Source organism: Desulfosporosinus sp. (genome assembly GCF_014237355.1).
Classification (GTDB): Bacteria; Bacillota; Desulfitobacteriia; order Desulfitobacteriales; family Desulfitobacteriaceae; genus Desulfosporosinus.
Genome location: NZ_JABZFS010000059.1, coordinates 1 through 23,385 on the forward strand (window position 1 = coordinate 1; position 23,385 = coordinate 23,385).

Here is a 23,385-nt window from a genome sequence, read left to right on the forward strand (position 1 = left end):
CATCCCCATGTCCCATAACGTGGACTCTCTGAACGTTGCTGCAGCCAGCGCCGTGGCCTTTTGGCAACTCAGGGTCCGGTAAGCTTTTATATTCACATAATACGTCGTAAAATAAGAATTAGCGGAAGCCTTGGTACCATAGGGTATCAGCAAGAGCTGAGCCCTTTTTGTATCTACAAGCCATAATACCCTCAGATAATGTTATGGTATAATTGACGGAGAACACTGTGACGCATTCGTAGAATATTATGCAACAAATTTATGTGTTATAGAAGCCTTTGGTAAAAAACGGGTTCCACCTACCGCTCTTTCGGTGGATTTGTTATAACCAGACAGGACTAATAATTCCATTGAGGCTTAAGATATCTTCTTCATCCTACAGTTATTAATAAACTCTAAAGACTATATTGACAGAGTAGGAGGATACATGGTAATATCAAAGCAAGAAAACGAAGTTAAATAAAAATCTTATACATTAAATCATTTACTTTTCTACTAACGAGGGCTGGTAATCAATCCGCGGCAAAGTTGGAAAGATCAGTGTTAATGTTGCCGATTGGATTTAAGCCACCCTTCAGGATGGCTTTTGTTGTTTTTCCGCTAATTTTCCCGCAAAGTTCCTCCAATCTGTTTACCTCAGTTCTCGAATACCAAAATCCAGTTTTCGAATCCAGGTTAGTTCAGTTGGTCGGTTTAGGTAGTTAGTCGGTTTAGTTCAGTGGTCTGTTAGTTTAGTTAGTCAGTTAGGTTCAGTTAGTTCGGTTAGTCAGTTAGTTCGGTTAGATCAGTTAGTTCGGTTAGTCAGTTAGTTCGGTTAGTCGGTTAGGTCGGTTAGTCGGTTAGGTCAGTTAGTCGGTTGTTAAGTAGTTCAAAAGTTTTCGGTCGAGTTCTTTACACTTAAGACGTTCCGTTTATTAAATGGACCATTAAATCTTAAGAAAGGGTGTTTGGCTGGGGCACACGTCTATTTGAATGAAGTAGGTGAAACTTGGTTAATCAGTGGTTTAGTTTAGTCAGGAGGAACTTTGCGGGATTATATACACTTTAAAATGACCTCTTCACACTTGGTGAGAGGTCATTTTAATTTTCTCTGTAGTACCTTTTAGCTCAGGCTCTTTAAGGGGGTAGATACCTATTGCGAGTATAATTTAAGTATATACCTATATTTTGGATGACATGAGATGATTATCCTACTTCGGGGAAATATAACAAGGTACACATTCAAGCAGATGGTTCAACTTATGCAAGATTGTTAACCCTTTTTCATACTATAATGAGTACTTTTTCGTTTTACGCCGTCGGGATCAATTTCAATATTACTTCGACGTGCCTTTTCAGCTTGAACGCGATCAAACTTCTCCTTTGAAATAATAGCGGGATGGCAGTCTTCGGCTAAATATTTATCGCTTTCGTTTTTGTTTACCAAGCGCTTATTGTTCGGGAATTCGTTAGAATATGTTTTACCAACTAAGACATTGCCTATGTATTTCTCATTGATAAGCATATTTTCTATTGCTCTTTTGCTCCATCTATCTTTGCCGGTAGGCGATTTAATCTCTAGTGTCTCAAGCTCACAAATAATAGCAATCACACTGTATCCGTTTAAGTATAGGTCAAAGATTTTTTGAACGATGAGAGCTTCCTCCTCGTCGATGATCAGTTCGCCTTCCTGATTATGACGGTAACCGAAACACTTTCTGTTATACAGTTTCGAGCTTCCGTCCTTAAAACCCTTGGCGATACCCCATTTTATGTTCTCACTCCGAGCCTGGCTTTCGGCTTGTGCATAGGCTTCTAGAATGGAAATTATAAAATCATTCTGAGATCCCTTGGTGTGAATATTATCGTTTTCAAAGTATATGTCAACTAAAAGAGCGCGTAGCTCATTTATTGCATAAATGGTTTCTACTGTGTTCCTGCCAAACCGGCTAATTGATTTCGTGATTATCATTTCAATTTTATGATTCCGGCAGTCTTCCAGCATTCTCTGGAACCTTGGGCGTCCAGAGGTGTTTTTTCCAGAACGCACGTCAGCATAAATGTCCACAAGTTCCCAATCCAAATGACTATCAACCAGATCAGATGCACCCCCCTTGGGCAGAAACCTTACCTTTCGTTAAAAAGTATAGGAATCGTAAAAGGTTTGAGGAATCGTTAAAAAGTACAAAACTGGCTTTGAGTGAAGGCTTTGATATAAGCGAGACGTGGAGGATTTATGAGGTTTTGTAATATGAGCAGACAAGTAGTGCTTATAATATATCTATTTTACGTCGATATGCGTAGGACTTTCATGCTTGACAAGTAAAATACCTTGACAGGACATATATGGCAGTTCTTCAAAGTTTGTAGATGAAATCAAAGAAATAATATGTTAGGCTGAGAAAATAGAAGTTTAACTACATACAGTAGTCATTAGAAAAAGGCCGAAAACAACTGAATTTGATTGAATAACAACAATGAGTTATTTTACCACATATGGTATGATTTAATTGGGATTAAGGAAATTTCAATTTGCTCACGCAGGGTAAGTAAGAAAAAAAAGGGAGTGATCATTAATGACTTTTGATGTTTATCTGCGGGGTTCAATTGAGTTGAAAGGTTTTTTATTTGAATCACCGAACTTTAAAAAAGATCTCGTCACCTTGATAAATTCTTACACTGATAATGATTTTCTTATTAACATTTGAATTTATGAAGAAGTTGAAACTTAAATTAAATAAAGGTGTAAGGAGAGGGTAATGGGATATGAGAAAAATGTTTATGGTATTCTTAATTTTAGCAACAGGTTTAGTGAGCGGTTGTTCTCTTTTAGATGGTGTTAATCAAACAATATACTATGTAGACAAGGCGACTAAACATATTGAAACGTTAAGAAATTTTTCGGAAGAAGCTCCGCAGATGATAAAAGAGGCAGCAACTAACGCTGACCTTAAAAAGGAATTAGAAGTTGAGTTGACAGTATTAAAAGAAGAGATCGCAGCATTCAACCAAATTGAGACTCCTGCTCTGGCAAAGGATATTCATCAAAAGATAATTGAGAAGAATAATGAGATAGAAACGGCGATTAACGAAGCAACTGTAAATGGAGAACTCATTATAGAGAAGATTGAAAACTCACAACTATTTCAGCTCATTAATGATGTGACGCGGTTGATGGATCAAATTGAAAAGTTAGGTCTCTAGAATAATTGGTATAGCATCCCGTATATAATAGATTAATTTTTGTTAAAGGTGGGTTTTAGTTGGACTTTATTTATTGGATTTTAATTATTTCCTTATTTGTATTAAGTTTTGTTGGATTAATATTTCCAATCATTCCATCGGTATTGGTAATCTGGGGAGGCTTCTTAATCTATCAGTTTTTAGTTAATCCAGGGACATTGTCTTTGTTCTTTTGGATATCTATGATTATACTAACGGTTTTGATGTTTTTTGTTGATTTTATAGCGAACAGTCACTTTGTTAAAAAAAGTGGAGGGAGTAAATGGGGAGAGCGAGTAGCGGTAATAGCAACCATTGTTGGTTCTTTTATCTTCCCTCCATTCGGACTAATCCTTGTACCATTTATTGCAGTCTTTCTTATTGAAATTTCTCAGAAAAAGACTGCTACAGAGTCTGTGAAAGTAGCCGTCGGAACAATAATTGGATTTCTGAACAGTACAATAGCTAAAGTATTTATTCAATTAGGAATGATTGGATGGTTCACAATTGAAGTGTTATTGTAAAAAACATCTTACTCGAACAAAACGGGAAAATGTCCCATTGCATTTTCGTTTGTACCAATGCGGATTTCAGATTCCAGCTTATATACTGGTAGAGGTTAATTAATTAATTCAACAGAATTAAAATGCTGTTTAAAATAATTTAAGGATTATAAACTATACTGTGGCTTTTTTGCATTCAACAAACATTCTGCCATAAAAGCATTTGGTAATTAACATATATATTTTAAAGCGCCTCAACTTGATTTGGCGCTTTTTTTAATAAAATTTGGCCTGCGAAGCTACCGTCGAGGTGGCATCTTGCCAAACTTGTTGACAGAAGTTGAGATTGGCGTTACTGCGTGCCCTGTCTCTGAGGTAAATCCAAAGGAATGCCGTGGAATGTATAGTTCTGATGACAAATAGTGGTTAAAAAAGCAAATAAGGGCACTCTAAATAACTATATTTAGTGTTTGCGAGCAAAAAAAACGGGCTAAAAAAGTACATTTTTTGGCCTGTTTTTTTAAGGAATTAAGGTCAACATTTTCAGATGAAGATATTTCGAATTGGAGGAATTAAAAATGGATAGATGGGAATACAAAACTGTTGCTTTTGATGGAAAGGGGTTGTTTAAATCAAAGTTTGAATTTGATGGAGAATCTGATGCACAGTTTAATAAACTCGGCAACGAAGGTTGGGAACTTGTAACTATGGTATCCCCTATATTCGTTATGACAGGGAGTACAGTTAACCTAATAGCACCTTTAAGCGTAAAATGTATGCCCTAAAATCGTATTGAAACTTGCTTTGTCTCGCTGTACCAAGGGGTCACATTAAAAGCAACATAAATATCAGCACATTTTTAGGAAAGCAAAATAATACCAATTCATTTATACATATTTATTGATAAATAAGTACACTAATACAGTTAGGATCAGTAATGTAAGGCGTATGTTTTGATGGATAAGTCTGTAGTATATGATATTGGCAAGGCGATGTAAAAAAATATACACAAATATAATTATTAGAAAATCTAGCATAAAGGGGAATACTATCATGAGCAACTATAACGCAGTATTAGCAAGAAATACGGAAAATGCTCCAAAAGGTATCGGTCCATATTCACAAACTGTAGCTTTCTCTCATTACAATAATCTTTCAGCTCAATTACCTATCGATCCAAAATCCGGAAAGGTGGTAACTGGTGGTGTAAAAGAGCAGGCTGAACAGTGTTTTAAAAATATCAAAGCAATTGTAGAAAGCATCGACCATGTTATGAGCGATGTTGTTAGAATCACTGTATTCGTTAAGAATATCAAAGATATTGATGCTGTAGACGAAGTTTATAAAACATTCTTCCCAGGCTATGTTCCTACACGGACGAATGTCGCAGTTGCAGCTTTGCCTATGGATGCTTTGGTGCAAATTGAAGCACTTGTTTCAAACGCTGAAGGTACAATTCCAAACGCACCACAAGCAGGCGACCTCATAAAGCTTACAAATAACACGGCAAATGCGCCAACATGTCCTCTATCTACGCAAGTTGTAGCTTTTTCTCATTACAATAATATTACAGCTCAATTACCTATCGATCCAAAGTCTGGCAGAGTTGTAGCCGGTGGCGTAAAAGAGCAGGCTGGACAGTGCTTAAAGAATATCAAGGCAATTTTAGAAAGTATCGACGTTCCTTTTGACGATATTGTTAAAATTAATATCTTCCTCAAAAACCTCTCGGATATTGAAGCCGTAAACGAAGTTTACACAACATTTTTCCCAGACTCGGCTATCGCCAGGGCCGCAGCCTATGTCCCTGCACGGACAACAGTTGCAGCTTCAGCTTTACCTATGGATGCTTTGGTACAAATTGAAGCAGTGGTGTCACACGGAGATGGTACCCCCCCACAAGCTGTTGAAGACAGGCATGGACTCATCATAGAAGCAAACAATACGGAAAATGCACCAAAAAGTTCTCTATCTACACAAACTGTAGCTTTTTCTCATTACAATAATATTACAGCTCAATTACCTTTAGATCCAAAAACTGGTGAAATGGTAGCTGGTGGCATAAAAGAGCAGGCTGGACAGTGCTTGAAAAATATCAAGGCAATTGTGGAAAGTGTTGACCACGTTATGGACGATGTGGTTAAAGTTAATATCTTCCTTAAAAATATCGCAGATATTGATGCTGTAGACGAAGTTTACACAACATTCTTCCCAAGCGGTGTTCCTGCACGAAGAACTGTTGGCGTATCAGCTTTACCTAAAGATGCTTTAGTCCAGATCGATGCGGTTGTATCAAACGCTGAAGGAACACCTCCAAAAGTATAACGGGCATTTAATTATCAAATGTAGAGCGGTCAATGTTACTCGACACTGCCGAAGGTAAGGCGAAATCTCATTTGCTAATCATAAAAAGGGAGCTGAAAATAGTTCTTTCAGCTCCTTTTTTTCAATGAATATGAGGTAATGGATCCAGAGGAATTGCCTCACTAATATACCAGGAGAGCTGGTTTATTAGTGAGGCATGGAAAATCGCAATGAAAAAGAGACTTAAAGCCGTAGACCAAGTACACAGCCTCTTTTATACTGGCACATGCCCCCATAAATCAAAGAAAGTTGTAAAAGAGGAACTGGAAGTTATATTGGGATTGTAACATCAAATATAAAATACCACTGCAGAAGAATTCTCCTGCAGTGGTATTTTATATTTGGTAAGAATTTTACGCTATTAGTTATACGTGATGTTCTTCAGCAACCGCTTTTGTTTTATGAACAGTGCCGTGTGGGTGTTGAGGAGGTGCATAGATAGAGTACAATTTAAGAGGTACACAGCCAGTATTTATCAGATTGTGCCATTTACCTGCGGGTATAAAAATAACATAATTATCACCCACTCTTTGCTGGTAATTAAGTCTATCTCTGCTATCTCCCATTATAACAAGGCCTTGTCCTTGTTCAATGCGAATAAACTGATCGACATCGGGATGCATTTCCAATCCTATGCTATCCCCTACATTAATGCTCATTAAAGTAAGCTGTAAATAACTACCGGTCCACAATGCGGTACGAAAATTATTATTTTGTAGTGAAGACTCTTTGATATTCATTACAAAAGGGTTTGGTCCGTAGTCCCTTAAAGGAAGCATTTTCCCTGGATACATTGGGGCGTCAGCCCTGCGAGGAAAGGGATAATTATATGGGTTAGAAATTGGCGTGTTATATCTATTATACATTTTACTCCACCCCTTCATATATTTCGTAATTTATTGATGTGCCAATGAAGCTATTCTCTCGCTAGTGTAGCATTCCGGATAACCGATACACTAACATCCTCCAACACTACTCGTTTAGGTGAGATTTGGTATATAGTACCATATGACATCTCATCTTCCAGAGTGTATGGCCTAAATTAGTAGTTGAGTTAATTAGGTGAAACTACTTGACGAGGGCCACCAATCGTCCCATTATCTTGTTGTCCACAACCGTTTTGCGCCATAATTTCCGGTGAATGTAATAAAACTAAAGCTGACCACAATTTGACGAGTTCGAATTAAGTAGCATTAAGCATTATAATTTGAAAATTCATCAAATTAGAGTAATCTTGAAAGAAAATAGGAGGAATTACCCCAATAGTGTCGGAGACAACTTATTATTAAGCATTGAGTTGGGGGTGAAACATGTCTATCTTTGCTAATCATCTTGTAGTTGATGACCTTACTTGAGGATGTAAGGTGGTTCGGTGAACCAAATAGGCTGGTCCAACATATGCAACGTTGTTCCATGGAGTTATATGAAAGACTTAGCAATTATTTAGAAATTCACTATTCTTACAATTAAATGAAACTAAAGTTTAGAATTTTAATAAGTTTCGGAGGAACTAGTATAATGAAAAAGATTTTAATATTGATGTTGGTCACATTACTTGTAGTCTCACTTCCAGCTCCAGCCTATGCTGGATGGTTTGATAAGGCCAAGGATTGGGTCGATGGAGCAGCTGATGATACCAAGGACTGGGTTGATGGAGCAACTGATGACGCCAAGGATTGGACAAAAGGAGCAGTGAAAGATGCATCCGAGGTTATAGACAAGGCATTTATGGATAACTCGGAACAAAGCGAACTAGATGTACTGCCCATTTTGAATGTGAATTTAAATACTATGACAAATGTTCAGACTGATGCAAGCGGAACTTTTGTATATGGAAACAATGTCAAACAAAAGAAATTACCTGCAGCAACTGCAAAAACCTAAAAACAGTCCTTATGCGAGACAATGGATTTAGTGAATATTGGGCTGATTTTGTAGTGAATAAAGCTTCTGAAATTAGGTGAGGCACCAGGCAATGCTATTGTAGGTTTACTGCCTTATTCAGAGTACTATGGTGAAAGAATTGCAAATGTAATTGATAAAGCAATGGCAGATATTACATTAAGCAATATTGATCCTTACAAGGATGGGATTATTCCCGTTGATAAGTTAAAAAGTACGGATTATGTTTATAAAGTTAATAGTAAAATAACATCAAATGAAAGCAACACAGTTATAGTTACTGGTGTTAAGTACGGAACACGCGACAATTTCACAGTTACAGTGAAATCAGGCGGTCAGGAATTTGTTGCAGCAAAAAGAGCTCTGAATGGTAAAGCTGTTGCCTTTGTGGCACAAGTTCCGAATGTAAAAGATCTTGAGGTTGTTTATAATAGTAATTTCAAGTTGCCAGAAGATGCTAAGGTTCTTATGCATGAAGTAACTGATGATATAGCACGTGGTTTGCAAAAGCGCATTAATGATCTATCACCTCTTGGTGATCCTATAAGTAATGATGCTCGGGATGTGATGGGAAAGGCAATCTACCAGGGTATGTTTGCACAATTTGAATATATTGCAAAAGCAAAGGGACTAATCGCAGGAGATGTTGTAACAGTAAATGATTTGTTTGCAAATGGAGATGTCGGGGTTATTGTGAGCGAAGCATTAAAAGCTATTCCTGGTGTTGATACAATGCTATCGACTACCGGATGGGATGGAAAAATTTCACAAGCTGTCAGAGATGTGGTTGGTCAAGCAGAGGTAAGAACTTATGCAGAACTTAAAAACGGCAAAGTATATATAAATGCTTTAAGTACTCCCGAAGTAAGTAAACATCGTTTAGCAGGTTACGATCTTTATGAGACCGCACGAATAATTGCAGAGGCGGCTCGAGGCAATCGAGTAGATAATGTAATCGTGGCACCGGGCAACAATTGGTATAATGCTCTCTTAGGTTCAGTCTTAAGCAAGAAATTAAATGCTCCAATTGTATTGGCCGGACGAAGCGCCAGGGATTCCCAACAGGCCTTGGAGTACATTAAAAACTCAATAAACGAGGGAGGGAATGTTTACCTCATAGCTAACCCGAGTGAAGTTGATAATTCATTTGTCTCAGCTGTGTCCACCCTAGGGATATCTAACGTTAGTGTTAAACGTTTATATGGTTCGAATAAGGATATCACAGCTGTGGAGGTGGCAAAAACCCTAAATCCTCCAGTCGGTGGTACGGTGATTATTGCAAGTAATGCAATCTACCCAGATGCTCTCTCTATTTCGAGTTATGCTGCTTCAAACTCTGCGCCTATTTTAATAACACCAATAGATACATTGCCTCCGACGGTCGTAGATTACCTGCAGAAACTAAAACCACAAAAAATTATTATTGTTGGTGGAACTGGGATTATCAGCTCTGACATAGAAAACAAGCTCAAAACCTTCAGCTCAAATGTAATACGTTATGCAGGTCAAGACAGGTATGATACATCGAGGATTATATTGGAAAAACTCTATGGTACGAATATAAATGAGCTGTGTTTCGCCTACGGCGGAAATTATCCCGATGCTTTAGCCGGTTCCGCTTATGCTGCGGCCAAAGGAGCTCCAATTCTTCTAGTACAGCCAGGTAAGGATGAGACCCTTAGAAGCTTCCTTAGTAATTATAAGGGTTCCAATTACACTGTTTTTGGCGGAACAGCGGTTGTTAGTGATCACTTATTTCAAGTAATCAAGGAGACACTGGAAAAAACACAATAACAATTCCATAGATTCAGAATTGCTGGGATTAAGCTTGAACAAATCTTTTCTTTTGGAATCGCGGTTGGTTATGTAGTACTGGGCTTTTCTGCTTTCTAGGGTAAATGAAGCATCGTTTAAGCGGTGCTTTTTTTACGCCCAATCCTCCCAATTACCCAAAGAAGGTGCAGATGGCGAGTGGAAATTTTATATAGACTTAAAAACCATGGAAATCTTCTATGTGGAATGGAATTATATCTAACGTATGTACTGGAAATGAAGAAATTGGCAATCTTTTGTTCTAATTGAAGGAAATAGAGGATAAATGTGTAATTAGTACACTATATTAGTCTTCATGTAAGCACATGTCGAGTAATATTGGGGGAGGGAGTACCCTAATCAGTTCGACGAAGGTACGACTAGCTAGATAAACAAATATGGGTCCAATATAAAACAAGGAGGATTACCTATGCACGTTGCATTCCAAAAAATCATGCTCATCAACCCACCTGCGGATCTCCGGCTTTGGGAACCTCACAGCGAAAATCTCGGACTCGGTTACTTGGCTGCCGTTCTCAGGCAGTTAGGATACCAGGTCACCATTCTTGATGCGTCACTTTTCCGGCTCGGTGTGCCCGCAACGCTCAAATGTGTTCAGGACCAAAAACCAGATCTGGTCGGCTTTCGTCTGCTCCAAGTCAACATGCCATATGTGATCGACCTGGTGGAGCGCCTGCGTCGTGGGGGCTACACGGGACATATTACAGCGGGCGGGCCAGTCGCCACGATGATGGAGTCTGAGATTCTTGAGTTAGTTCCAGGCCTGGATAGCCTCATGGTGGGGGAGGGCGAGAAAACGCTGCCAGAGCTACTAGAGGCCCTTAACTCGTACGGCACCCCGAGACCCTCCGGAGATTCTTTAATTAAGATACTCGGCTTGCATTATCGGGAAGGCGACACGGTTCGGGCCAACGGGCCTCGCCCTCTCATAGAGGATCTCGATGCGCTGCCTTTTCCGGCTCGGGATACGCTCCCACATATCCTCAGGTGGGGCCGACTGCCAATGGTTATCTCCTCCAGGGGGTGCGATGGGCACTGTATCTTTTGCTGTCCAGCTGCAATGAATTCTAAATCGCCAGGGCCAAAGTGGCGCCCGCGCAGCGCCGGCAACGTTGTCGACGAGATCGAGGAACTACAGCGGTGCTTCAACGTGAGCCATCTTGATTTTCTGGATGATAACTTCTTCGGTCGCGGTGAGGTGGGGGTTCGGAGGGCCTGGGATTTTATCGAGGAATTGCGGCGGCGTGGTCTGCATTTCAAATTTTCGATAGAGTGCCGGGTAGACAACGTGGAGGAAGATCTTTTCAAGGCTTTGCGTGATGTCGGGTGCGTGGAGGTTCGCTTGGGGATCGAGTCAGGCGTTCAACGTATTCTCGACCGCTACGGCAAGGGAACGACAGTCGAGCAAAATCACGAGGTTTTGCTCAAGCTAAAAGAGTGGGGCCTGCCGGCTAAAATCGGGTTTATCCCGTTCGACCCGACGTTATCTTTCAATGAACTTATGCAAAACGGGGAGTTTCTACGCTCGGTTGGTAGCCCCGAAGTTTTTAACTACAATAAAATCGAAGCCGGGGTGGGGACTCCTCTGGAACGCCTGTTCGAGAAGGAGGGGCGCCTGACCAAACCCAAGCCGTGGATGTGTGACTACACGTTTGATGAACCGGCCGTGAGTTTTACGTGGAAAGTAGTTCAGGGATATGTAATGGTCAAGCGGGCAGCCCTACAACTAGCAGATGGGTGGAAAGTAGGGCTTGCTGACCTCAAGGCCTTGCTCCGTGGGGAGAGTATCAGATGAGTTAAGTCTGGGTTCATTAATTGTAAGTCCTTAATACTATTTGGTAATTCTACCATTTCGAAAGGAAACCCTAACTCTAGGCTGTCCGATTTAACGAGAAAAGGTCAAAATGCTTTACTTGAAGTAATTGTCGAGAATTATAATTATCTACTCTATTTGTAAACTTTTAGGTATCGAAACCACTTGCTATATAAGGGTTGCAGACTAATTAACTATTTACAAAACTGTAAACCACTTAAAAAAAACGGAATGGTCAAACCAGTTTACTATTTTCCTATGGGTACTTCTTGTTAAGTGGTACTAACTGTGAACTCCTTAATAGACTATGTGTAAGGGGTTTTAAACGTTTAAGTCACCTTGGGGTGGTAGAGGTCGCATGTTCAAATCATGTCGCTCCAACCAAATATGCATATCATCTAGACCATTGTTTTTATAGACAATGGTCTTTTCGATTTGTACATATATCAAACCTGAAGGGGCCTTACAGTTTGAGGAAGGGAAATTGGGCTGCGTAATTTCAATGTTGTAATGCTGCATCCAAAGGTCGAGTCACGACAAAGACATCCATTCATTCAGTTTCATTTATCAACGTTTTATAAATTTAGAAGAGCGTGGATGAAAGCTTTTTGACCTAAAAAACGTGGTTGCAAATTGCATCATGGATAGAATAGTATTGATTAAAAATATGTATTTTAACATTAGTATGCTGAATTAATGGACAATAAGCTACAAATGAAAAAAGAAAATATTCGTCAATTGTACAGAAGGTTGTCAGCGATTTTAAGCATGGCGGATGCAGTGGTTCATAATCCGGCATTCTCATCTTTGCCGAAGAGAAGCGATTCAAAAGGATCGTTGAAAAGCTTCAGATGAACTGCATTTAAGTGATTAAGGGAAAAGACAAAGGGGGATTTAGCATGGAAAAAAACTTTATAAAGGTTTTTAACCTTCTTGATGCAAGTGGTAACACCTATATAAGCGACACTAAGGGAACTTTAGGAGGTCATCGTGAGCTTAAAATATATGGTCGCTTAGATTGTCCATCAGCACTTCGTTTTCTTCGTAACGGGCAATATTTTAAATATCGTGTGTTTTTCGCAGACGAAGATACAGCAATTTCGGCAGGATATCGCCCGTGTGAGAATTGTATGCCAAAAGAATATGCCAAATGGAAAGAAAATAATTCGTTCTAGGAATAAGTTTATATTAATCGGCACTCTTATTTCTTTTAAGCTTGCAAAAAGAAATAAAAGTGCTATTTTGTGTGTGCAATTCCATTTTAGAAGACGCTCCAATATGTCTGACGTCCTGTCGAGCATCGCTTATGTTGTCGATCAACCTTCACGTTTACTTTAGGTAGAGTAAATTTAGGAAGGAAAGGAGAAGATAAAAGGATACCATTTTGCTGAAGGGAATGAGAAAAGATGCCACAACAGATAGCGATTATTGGAAATGGAATAGCGGCTCTTTCAGCTATTAAATCAATCAGAGAAGTTGATAAACAAAGTGAAATACATCTAATTGGGGAAGAAAAGTTTTATCCTTATAACCGGATTAGGCTCTCAAAAGGCCTGTTAAGCTCGCTGGAAGCAGATAAGATATTACTTCAGAACAAGGAATGGTATAGAGATAATGAAATTAATTTATATTTAGGGACTGGAGCTGTCTCAATAGACACAAGGGAAAAAAGCGTACAATTATCTGATGGTAAAGTAATTGGTTATGATAAGTTACTAATTGCTAATGGTTCGCATAATATTGAACCTTCTGTACCCGGTATTAAAACATCAGGGGTATATACCTTAAAAACACTGCTTGATGACTGGAATATTATGGACTATATAAAAGGTGTGGAGAAAATATTAATTATTGGTGGAGGAATACAAGGTTTAGAAACTGCTTGGATATTATCAGAAATGGGTAAAAAGGTTATTCTTTCTAATCGATCCCAAAGGCTTATGCGTAAAGAACTTGATGAGGAAGCATCAGATATTTTAGCAAAAGCAATTGAATCCAGTGGAATTGAAATTCTCTTTAACACTGAGATAGCTGAAATCTCGGGTCGGGACAAGGTGGAAGGTTTCAAAACAGTCGGCGGTGAAGTCATTGATTGTGATGCAGTTATATATTCTATCGGTACGAAACCTAATATTGATATTATAGGAAATACAAAGATCGATACTAATTATGGTATTTTAGTCGATGAGAGAATGGAGACTAACCTTCAAGATATATATGCAGCAGGAGATGTTGCGGAATATAAAAGGAAACCTTATGGGTTATGGAATATAGCCATAGGGCAAGGCAAGGTAGCGGGTTACAATATTTCAGGTAAAAACGCAATTTTCGATCATATTGTGCCTGTAACAACGTTAAATGCATTTAAACTATCACTGTTTTCAATGGGGGAAGTTAAAGAAGATAAAGCTACAAATATTGTCGTGGACAGACTGCAGGAAAATAATTATAGAAAGATCTTGTTTAATAATGATAGGATAATTGGTGCAATGGTTATTGGAGACATAAAATCTTCGCCTGCCTTAAAGGTGCCATTGAAAATGAAATTCTACTTAAGAACCTAGACTATGGGAACGTATCTTTCAGCGAAATAATTCAAATAATAAAAGAATCAAAAACCGCTAGGAGTGAGTAAAATGAAGCAAGTAAAGTTTTGTGAAAATAACTTCCAGTTTGGGACTGAATATGTGGCAGATAATTTAAAAAAAGATGGTGTTAGTGTAGAGGTTGAATCATGTTTGGGATACTGCGGTGATTGTGCTGTTGGTCCATTCGCCTTAGTCGATGATGAATTAGTCCAAGCTGAAAGTGCAGATGAATTGTACGATATGATTCGAGAAAATGCCTTATAGTATATTAGTCACCCTATCTTTAGTAGTTCCGTAATTGCAGCTAGATAAGCAATAAGCGTCAAAAGGAGCTGTCTCAAAATGATGTCTACAGACGTCATTTTGTGGCAGCTCCTTAAAGTTGTGCTCGGGTCGGTAATCCCCTCGTCCGGTGGTCAATATTATTCCGAATTTGGGGGAAGAACTTGGCTGGAATTGAGGAGGGACATTGATTAGTCCCGAATTTAAAAAATAAATGCTATTGACGAGTAAAGAATTTCTATTGTATACTTACTAAATTAAAGTGAGTATTTTGAATTGAGAAAATATACAGATACTGGAAGTATCTAGCTTTGTTATCTAAGAAAAATCGTCATTGTACTTTTATAGCTTTACTTTATTATAAAAATAATTTATTATAGTACGACATGGAGAGGATAGAAATGGATACTCCAAAATACACAAAAGGTCAAATTGAGGCACAAATAAGTGATGCAGTAAGTAAGTTTGAGAAGGTGTATATGGGGCGTGGTCCTAAGGGCATCAAAACAAGGATAATCCAAAACCACATAGTGATTATCATTGATGGGTATTTATATCAGGCTGAACAAAATCTTGCTAATAATGACCAAGGTATAAAATTGATTAAAGGCATGAGAACAGCTCTGTTTGAAAATGCTAGAAATCACTTGGAAGAACTAATAAATGATATAGTTAATATTGAAATTGTGAGTATGCACTCCGACGTAAGCACAAGGACTGGGGAAAAAGTAATTGTTCTAACAGTTAGTTGTGATATTGAGGAAAGAATATAATCCAAAATAATAGTTTGGTTGACCAAGCAAAGGGTATGGAATACTTGTTGCAGTGTAGGCCAATATTTATAAACTTGAATATTCAAGTTTATAAATATTGGCCTTTTTTAATAAGTTTAATGTGAAAGGAAGAAGTTTTGAAGGACAGATCAGTGTTGGTAAAGTATTAGAAATTATCAAAACGGAATGCATAGTAAGAGGTTACCTTACAGGTTCAGCTTTGAAAAAGTGTAAGAAGACAAGCGTATTTGTGGAATTAAACTCTAGAAGGTCTTAAGGAGCGTTCCGAGTTATTTAAACAATGTTATAAAGTAAATGCACAAAAGTATATGGAAGCTTATGAGAAAATTACAAGGCTTAAACTAGTGTAATTTTTATGAAAGGGGGGATTTAATGACAAATGCGTTTAAGACAGAATATCATGATTTAGTCTCTATGAGGAATAAATATTTAATAGGAGTGATAGCATGCGATTTAATTAAGATAACCGATTAAACAAGTATATCATACCAAGATTTAAGTACGGAAATTAAAGGATATAATTCTGCCGAACTTCTTATTCTGAAAATTCTGCATATATATAAGAACTGGCGTAGGGAACTTGAGATATAGTGAATTTAAGGTATCTTACGCATTGCATTAATTGCTCCTGATAATTGTGGTATGAGAAATATCTGGGAGTGAAAGTGGACTTAACGAGGGTACACCCTTTAAAAAGTCTTAAAGTTAGATTTAACATTACATATTAGGAGGGATATAAATAATGTCTAAAACGAAAACTATGGATGGAAATGAAGCCGCCGCCCACGCGTCGTACGCATTTACAGAAGTTGCCACAATTTTTCCAATCACCCCCTCATCAACTATGGCTGAATTAGCTGATGAATGGGCTGCTCATGGAAGGAAAAACATTTTCGGACAAACTGTTAAGGTAGTGGAGATGCAATCTGAGGCAGGAGCTGCTGGAGCAGTACACGGTTCACTTCAGGCAGGAGTGTTAACTACAACTTATACTGCTTCGCAAGGGTTACTTTTAATGATCCCAAACATGTATAAAATTGCCGGTGAACTTCTGCCGTGCGTATTCCATGTTAGCGCCCGTGCTTTGGCAACGCATGCACTCTCAATTTTTGGTGATCATCAGGATGTTATGTCCGTACGATCAACGGGTTTTGCCCAGCTTTCTTCACACAACGTACAAGAAGCTTTGGACATGGGCTTTATTGCTCACTTAGTAACGGTTAAATCCCGTATACCGTTTCTTCATTTCTTTGACGGATTCCGTACTTCTCATGAAATTCAAAAGATAGACGTACCAGAGTATGAAGAAGTTGCAAAGCTCTTAGATATGGAAGCGGTGCAAGCCTTTCGTGACCGTTCGTTGAATCCAGAGCATCCAGTTCTGCGCGGAACTGCTCAAAACCCGGATATCTACTTCCAAGGCCGTGAAGCTTCTAATCGCTTTTATGCTGCTGTTCCTGATTTAGTTGAACAATCTATGCAAGAATACAAGGAACTTACTGGTCGGGAATATCACCCTTTCCAATATTATGGTGCAGAAGATGCAGAGTATGTCATCGTTGCAATGGGCTCGATCTGTGACACGATTGAGGAAACAATTGACTATCTCGTGGCAAAAGGAGAAAAGGTTGGAGTAGTTAAAGTTTATCTGTATCGTCCGTTCTCCAGTGATTACTTCTTTAAAGTGTTGCCTAAAACTGTTAAGAAAATTGCGGTTCTTGACCGCACAAAAGAACCCGGTGCCATAGGTGAACCTCTTTATCTGGACATTAATGCTATTTTTTACACAAGCGATATCAGACCGGTGATCGTCGGCGGTCGTTATGGCTTGGGTTCTAAAGATACGACCCCTTCTCAAGTTCTGTCAGTGTACAAAAACCTTCAATTGGATGAACCGATAAATGGCTTTACTATCGGTATAGTGGATGATGTAACTTATAAATCGCTAGCCGAAGATGAAATCATCGAAACTGCTCCTGAAGGGACTATTTCCTGCAAATTATGGGGGCTCGGTGCTGATGGCACAGTCGGTGCAAATAAGCAAGCGATTAAGATTATTGGGGATCATACCAAGCTCTATGCGCAAGCTTATTTCCAATACGACAGTAAGAAATCCGGAGGCATTACTGTTTCCCATCTTCGTTTTGGTAAAAAACCAATCAAGTCTCCTTACTTAACTTTGAGCGCGAATTATATCGCTTGCCATAATCAATCGTATGTTTACCAATATGACCTCCTAAAAGGTGTCAAGAAGAGTGGCAACTTTGTGTTGAACTGTCAGTGGACGGTGGATGAACTGGAAGAAAAACTTCCGGCTTCTATGAAACAATCGATTGCAAAAAATAAGGTTAACTTCTACATTATTGATGCCGTATCAATTGCTCGTCAAATTGGTCTCGGTTCACGAATTAACATGATCATGCAAGCTGCTTTCTTCAAACTTGCAAACGTGATTCCTGTCGAAGAGGCCGTTGATTATCTAAAAGAATCCGTCATAAAAACCTATGGAAATAAGGGACAAAACATTGTGGATATGAATATAGCAGCAATTGAACACGGCGTTTCTTCCCTTATTAAGGTAGAAATTCCGGCTGATTGGGAAAATGCAGATAACACACAAGCTCAGGCTGCTGCGGCAGTTGAAGAACCAGACTTTGTGAAGAATATTCTTCGCCCGATGAATGCCTTAGAAGGAGACCGCCTCCCCGTGAGCGCGTTCCTAGGACGTGAAGATGGAACTTTCCCAGTAGGAACTGCCTGTTTTGAAAAACGTGGCATCGCTGTCACAGTACCAGAGTGGCAGATCGATAAATGTATCCAATGCAATCAATGTTCTTATATTTGCCCGCACGCAGCCATTCGCCCGTTCTTAATGAACGAGGCTGAGAAATTAGAAAGTTATTATGTTAGCGCTCACTTCAAGATCAACAAACTACGGGAAAAGCTGGTAGATGAGGAACTAAACAAAAAGGAGAAAAACATTCCGGAGACATTCACTACCAAGAGAGCGGCTGGAAAAGGGGCTGAAGGTCTGCATTTCCGTATGCAAGTGAGTGCATTAGATTGCACTGGGTGCGGGAACTGTGCTGAAATTTGTCCAGCCAAAGATAAAGCTCTGATCATGAAACCAGCAGCGGAACAAATAGAACAACAAACCGAGAACTGGAAGTTTGCGATGACCCTCACAAACAAGAGCAAACTTTTTGATGTGACTACTGTTAAGGGCAGCCAGTTTGCTCAGCCGCTACTTGAGTTCAACGGGGCATGTCCAGGGTGCGGTGAAACACCTTATATCAAACTGATTACTCAACTTTTTGGCGACCGTATGATGATTGCCAATGCGACCGGCTGTAGCTCTATCTGGGGAGGAAGTGCTCCAGCGGTTCCCTATACCACTAACCAAGAAGGTAAAGGACCGAGTTGGGCAAATTCCTTATTTGAAGACACCGCAGAGTTCGGCTATGGTATGTACTTGGGGGTTCGTCAACTCCGTGAAAAACTCGTTGATTTGCTGAATCAAGCCTTAGAAATGGAGATTAGTACTGAGCTGAAGGAAGCTTTCCAAGAGTGGCTTACGGGTTGGGATGATGCAGAGGCTTCTAAAGCAGCGTCAGCAAAGATCCTTGCTGAACTTAAAGGATACGTAGGGGATAACAAAGTCCTCAAAGAAATTATAGCTTTAAAAGATAATCTGATTAAAAAGTCTCAGTGGATCCTTGGTGGAGACGGTTGGGCTTATGATATCGGATTTGGGGGATTAGACCACGTATTAGCTTCAGGTGACGATGTGAATATCTTTGTCATGGATACCGAGGTTTATTCCAATACTGGAGGACAGTCTTCCAAGTCCACTCCTAGAGCAGCGGTGGCCAAATTCGCTGCAGCAGGTAAAAAGATTCGGAAGAAAGACTTAGGCATGATGGCTATGAGTTATGGATATGTTTATGTCGCGCAAATTGCTCTAGGTGCTAATATGGCTCAAACGATTAAGGTGATTAAGGAAGCCGAAGCTTATAAGGGACCTTCCTTGATTATTGCTTACTCGCCCTGTATCAGCCATGGCCTAAAGGCAGGAATGACCATGAGTTTACAAGAAGCCAAGAAAGCGGTCGATTCCGGTTACTGGCATCTCTATCACTTCAATCCAGATCTGATCGAGGAAGGCAAGAATCCATTTACACTAGATTCTGAAAAGCCGACAACGCCATTCCGTGAGTTCATCATGGGCGAAGTCCGTTACTCTTCCTTGCTGAATACTTTTCCTGAAAGTGCAGAAGAACTCTTTGAGGGTGCAGAAAAATATGCCAAGGTTCGCTATGATTCTTACAAACGTCTGACTAACCAAAATTGGGACTAATGCCGGTAAAACATCAATAATCTTTCCGAGGAGCAGGTAAACCTGCTCTCTTTTCTTTAATTTGATTTGTTGTTTTGGTTATTGTTGTCTAGTATTGGGTTTAAATTGTTTGTTCCAATTGTAACAAAATTGCTAAAAGTATGTGTATGCTAACAATTTCAAAAGGGAGAATGCAGTTTGAAAAAAGGAATTACTCTATCATTTTCATACTGTTGTACTCAGGCAGGGTGTTCAGAAGCCTCAACATAACCTACAAAGGAAAAACAGAAACGTTAATCAAAGCTGATGAAGTCTACCCTTACTATTACCCAGCGAATGGAGAACTCCACTCTCAAGAGAGTAGTTTTTCCATATCAAGAGCGGAGAAAGACGGTGCCAAAATCTTTTTTATCAATTTACCAAAGGTGTAGATGGTGAATCTAAATTGTATATAGACTTAAAGGGCAAAGTCTTAATTTAAATAAAAAATAGTTTAAGAGAGGTAATCTATATGAAAAAAGTATTCTCCATTATTTTAATTATTCTAATGGTAGTATCTTTAGCTGGCTGTTCTAAAGAAGCCTCCAGCCAAAAAACGGAGGAAGAGTCAAGCATGGAAAATAAAGCAGAGCTGGAAGCAGAAGCCCAAAAGGATGCAGAAACTAAAGGAGATAATCAAACGGATTCATCTAAAACTGAAATAAAGACAGATAAAAGTGATACTTCCGGAAATGATACTGCTTCCAAGCCAGCAGATGATGGACGGATCGAGGTAGCAACTTACGCCGGCGGGAATGGATTTAAGCTCCTTATCGAAGAAGATAAATCCAAAGAGGTTGTTAAAGGAATCCCAGTCAATTATTTGTCTATGAAATACACCAATGGTCAAAAGAAGTTGCTAGCCCAGTCCGTAGACCGCGGTGAAGATTGGACGAATTCAATAGCCACACTTCACTACCCTACCTTGTCCATCGATGGCACAAAAGTGTATTATTCCACTGACAACACTTTTACCCGCAGTAGTGGGTATGGTGTCAATAACTATCGTACCCGTGTTGTAGATCTTAAGACGTTTGGGGATTCTTATTTTGAGGAAGGTGCTTTGGTTACCATCTTAAACAGCGGCCCTTATGCCAATCACGTGGTCCTTGAACTAAATTCCTTAGACAGTGCAGGTAATCCTACCATGGTTTATCAAGTAGTTACCCCTTCCAGAGATCAGCTCGTTGTGTTGGAGAACGCAGGTAATTGGCAATCCCAGATTGAGGCTAAACTGAATGGGGGCAACAATTCCCGGCAGAATCAACCTCAACAGAATACACCTTCTTCAAATCAGGCTCCAACAAAGACAAGTGTAGAACTTATCATCACTGAGATTCCCTTTAATGGGGTGAAAAAATCATCATTAGTTGAAAGTATTCATGGTTACAGTGTTGAGTATAATCGTTATTATTCTGTTATCATCCCGAATCACCCCCCTAAAGGTGGATATCCTTTTAAATATGGCATAGAATTTGCCAATCCGGCTTACCCGAATACGGATACGGAGTATTACTTTTCCGTAATGGGTACCATCCACGATGTCAGGCTGCAAACACAGGCAGATATGAATTCCTCTTACAAACTATATAAGGTTGCCGATACCATTGAAGATGCTGTAGTGGTAGTAAAGAGCAGCTTCCCGACAGATGCTTCCTTTGATAAGATTCTCTACAGAGATTTTGACGGAAAGAATTATGCTGTGCCTTTTACTAGCATGGGTGAAGAGGACAAAGTATATGGCATAAAGTTACCGTATTAGAATGTCTTCATAAATACGCAACGTTGAGTGAATAACACATGATTTCGTCTCCATTAGAAAAGGGTTGATTCCAGAGTAGTTCTCTGAAATCAACCCTTCTATTTAATTTTGCCTATGTAAAAGAGTGTATTTTGCAATATTTACGGAATGATCGCCTATACGTTCCAAATTACTAATGATATTGAGGTAGGTAGCGCCGAAACTTCCATTACAAGTCCCTTGACTGAGACGTTCAATATGTCTTTTTCGCAAAGTTATTTCTAAATCGTCAATAATATCATCGTATTTTAGTACTTTTTCCGACAAAGCAATATCATCAGTTTTTAATACTTCTAAGGACATCGTAAAGATCTCTTGAACTTTGGCGAACATATTCATGAGATCATCATTGGCTTGCTCTGAAAATTTAACTTTTGATTCCATAGCAAAATCGGCAAGTTCTACGAGATTAGTGGCATGGTCTCCAACTCTCTCTATGTCCCCTATCACTTGAAGTATTCGATAATTCTGATCCGTTTGCTCAGAAGTGAGACTTTTACCGGATGAAACCTTTAAGACATAGTCTGTAATTTGGTTTTCAAGTTGATCGATTGCATCTTCGAATTGAATAGCTAACAGTTTATTCTGTTGGTTACGATAAAAAAAGTAGTCTTTAGCATTTTCAAATGCACTACCCGCCATTCTACCCATCCGCAATGTCTCGCGGCTAGCGTTGGCTAGAGCCACAGAAGGATTCCCTAATAGACGGGGCTCTAAATATTTAGGCTTTGCTTCGATTATGACTTCCTGGTCCCCAGGAACTAGTTTAGTTACGATATTAGCAAGGAGTCCAATAAAAGGCAATTGAATGCAGGTATTTAAAAGATTGAAGACACCGTGAGTTTGAGCAATCTGAAGTTTAACTCCGAGAGTATTCCAAGTTCCCTCAAATCCAGGAATCAGGATATATATATAGTTGGTTAACAAAACGACAAGTTTAGGAAAAATACCCACTAGAAAGAGAGGTAAAAAGATGGCTGTACCAATTATATTAAAGAATAAATGAGTAGCAGCAGCTCTTTTTGCTATAGCCGAAGCTCCAATTCCAGCAAGGATTGCCGTGATGGTGGTTCCAATGTTATCTCCGAATAAAATAGGTACTGCTTGAGAGTAAGAAATAACACCTTGATTCGCAAGCTCTTGTAAGACACCAATTGTTGCGCTGCTACTCTGAACAATAACTGTAAAGACTGTTCCGATAAGCACGCCAAGAAGAGGATTATTCTCTACATCGGTCATCAAGCCAATAAAGAAGGGGGAACTTCGAAGGGGTTTTAAACCATCGCCCATGATATCCATTCCATAAAAGAGAAGACCAAATCCTAGAAGTACTTGTCCAACATAATTTATTCGCTTTGTTTTAAAGAAGAATAGGAAGAAAACCCCAAGTGCAATAATAGGTAATGCATAGTGTTCAAGTTTAAAACCAATGAGGTAAGCCGTAAGCGTCGTTCCGATATTAGCTCCCATTATAATTCCGATGGATTGTCTAAGTGTTAACAATCCTGCATTAACTAGTCCAACCGCTAGGACAGTAGTACCACTACTGCTTTGGATTAATGCTGTGACAATTGTGCCTGTTAGAACACCACGAAGCGGTGTTTTAGTCCCCTTTTCGAGGAAAACTCTTAACCGATCTCCGGCAACCGCTTGTAATCCTTCCGACATTGACTTAATACCAAAAAGGAAAAGTCCCAGCCCCCCAAAAAAACTAAACAATACCGTGGTTAAATCCATCTTCAAACCTATCCTTCCTGTTTGTTTATCTAAAATGGCCCACTTCCAATGGAATTATTGCATAATTATTCTATTTCATCTGTGTTAACTAACGGTTAATAAAATGTTAAGTTTAGGTTAACTTTAGGCAAACTATAAATATTCATTCCTACGTGGGATGACACTCTTTCCGTTGTCCCCTTGCCTTCGGCT

The 23,385-nt window shown here is 39.2% G+C and carries 17 protein-coding genes; 14 read left to right on the top strand and 3 right to left on the bottom strand.

Annotated elements, in window-relative coordinates:
• Positions 1-1,252: 1,252 nt before the first annotated feature.
• Positions 1,253-2,062: a recombinase family protein gene (locus HGJ98_RS12465; RefSeq protein ID WP_291351737.1), complete on the bottom strand. Its 810-nt coding sequence runs from the start codon at positions 2,060-2,062 to the stop codon at positions 1,253-1,255.
• Between the two features lie 683 nt (positions 2,063-2,745).
• On the opposite strand from HGJ98_RS12465, the gene HGJ98_RS12470 reads away from it, so the two are divergent.
• The 4 genes from HGJ98_RS12470 (at position 2,746) to HGJ98_RS12485 (ending at position 6,029) form a co-directional block, all read left to right on the top strand.
• Entirely contained in the window at positions 2,746-3,183 is a 438-nt protein-coding gene (locus HGJ98_RS12470) for a DUF6376 family protein (protein WP_291351738.1), read from the top strand.
• A gap of 59 nt (positions 3,184-3,242) precedes the next feature.
• Complete coding sequence (locus tag HGJ98_RS12475) at positions 3,243-3,725, top strand: DUF456 domain-containing protein (protein ID WP_291351739.1); 483 nt, start codon at positions 3,243-3,245, stop codon at positions 3,723-3,725.
• Positions 3,726-4,282: 557 nt separating this feature from the next.
• Positions 4,283-4,489 carry a DUF4177 domain-containing protein gene (locus HGJ98_RS12480; RefSeq protein ID WP_291351740.1) on the top strand — a complete coding sequence of 69 codons (207 nt, stop codon included), beginning with the start codon at positions 4,283-4,285 and terminating at the stop codon, positions 4,487-4,489.
• Between the two features lie 268 nt (positions 4,490-4,757).
• Positions 4,758-6,029 carry a RidA family protein gene (locus HGJ98_RS12485; RefSeq protein ID WP_291351741.1) on the top strand — a complete coding sequence of 424 codons (1,272 nt, stop codon included), beginning with the start codon at positions 4,758-4,760 and terminating at the stop codon, positions 6,027-6,029.
• Between the two features lie 404 nt (positions 6,030-6,433).
• Here the strand turns inward: HGJ98_RS12485 and HGJ98_RS12490 are convergent, their stop codons facing one another.
• Positions 6,434-6,952, bottom strand: a complete 519-nt coding sequence (locus HGJ98_RS12490; RefSeq protein WP_367142729.1) for a cupin domain-containing protein — start codon at positions 6,950-6,952, stop codon at positions 6,434-6,436.
• 634 nt (positions 6,953-7,586) lie between these two features.
• On the opposite strand from HGJ98_RS12490, the gene HGJ98_RS12495 reads away from it, so the two are divergent.
• The 10 genes from HGJ98_RS12495 to HGJ98_RS12535 all read left to right on the top strand — a co-directional run bounded on the left by HGJ98_RS12495 (position 7,587) and on the right by HGJ98_RS12535 (position 21,417).
• Positions 7,587-7,952, top strand: a complete 366-nt coding sequence (locus HGJ98_RS12495) for a hypothetical protein (protein ID WP_291351743.1) — start codon at positions 7,587-7,589, stop codon at positions 7,950-7,952.
• Positions 7,953-8,114: 162 nt separating this feature from the next.
• Positions 8,115-9,764 (top strand): cell wall-binding repeat-containing protein, encoded by a 1,650-nt coding sequence (locus tag HGJ98_RS12500; RefSeq protein WP_291351744.1) that lies wholly within the window; start codon positions 8,115-8,117, stop codon positions 9,762-9,764.
• 448 nt (positions 9,765-10,212) lie between these two features.
• On the top strand, positions 10,213-11,598 hold the full coding sequence (locus HGJ98_RS12505) for a radical SAM protein (RefSeq protein ID WP_291351745.1): 1,386 nt from the start codon (positions 10,213-10,215) through the stop codon (positions 11,596-11,598).
• A gap of 917 nt (positions 11,599-12,515) precedes the next feature.
• Complete coding sequence (locus tag HGJ98_RS12510) at positions 12,516-12,791, top strand: Ada metal-binding domain-containing protein (RefSeq protein WP_291351746.1); 276 nt, start codon at positions 12,516-12,518, stop codon at positions 12,789-12,791.
• 231 nt (positions 12,792-13,022) lie between these two features.
• Positions 13,023-14,180, top strand: a complete 1,158-nt coding sequence (locus HGJ98_RS12515; protein ID WP_291351747.1) for an FAD-dependent oxidoreductase — start codon at positions 13,023-13,025, stop codon at positions 14,178-14,180.
• Positions 14,181-14,252: 72 nt separating this feature from the next.
• Positions 14,253-14,468, top strand: a complete 216-nt coding sequence (locus HGJ98_RS12520) for a DUF1450 domain-containing protein (protein WP_291351748.1) — start codon at positions 14,253-14,255, stop codon at positions 14,466-14,468.
• A gap of 419 nt (positions 14,469-14,887) precedes the next feature.
• Positions 14,888-15,259 (top strand): DUF2294 domain-containing protein, encoded by a 372-nt coding sequence (locus HGJ98_RS12525; protein WP_291351749.1) that lies wholly within the window; start codon positions 14,888-14,890, stop codon positions 15,257-15,259.
• 121 nt (positions 15,260-15,380) lie between these two features.
• A complete protein-coding gene (locus tag HGJ98_RS22415; RefSeq protein WP_367142731.1) occupies positions 15,381-15,536 on the top strand; it encodes a phosphoribosylaminoimidazolesuccinocarboxamide synthase in 156 nt (51 codons plus the stop codon).
• A gap of 486 nt (positions 15,537-16,022) precedes the next feature.
• Entirely contained in the window at positions 16,023-19,637 is a 3,615-nt protein-coding gene (nifJ, locus tag HGJ98_RS12530) for a pyruvate:ferredoxin (flavodoxin) oxidoreductase (RefSeq protein WP_291351750.1), read from the top strand.
• 490 nt (positions 19,638-20,127) lie between these two features.
• On the top strand, positions 20,128-21,417 hold the full coding sequence (locus HGJ98_RS12535; protein ID WP_291351751.1) for a hypothetical protein: 1,290 nt from the start codon (positions 20,128-20,130) through the stop codon (positions 21,415-21,417).
• Between the two features lie 102 nt (positions 21,418-21,519).
• On the opposite strand, the gene HGJ98_RS12540 is transcribed toward HGJ98_RS12535, so the two are convergent.
• Positions 21,520-23,193: a Na/Pi cotransporter family protein gene (locus HGJ98_RS12540; protein ID WP_291351765.1), complete on the bottom strand. Its 1,674-nt coding sequence runs from the start codon at positions 23,191-23,193 to the stop codon at positions 21,520-21,522.
• Between the last annotated feature and the right edge of the window lie 192 nt (positions 23,194-23,385).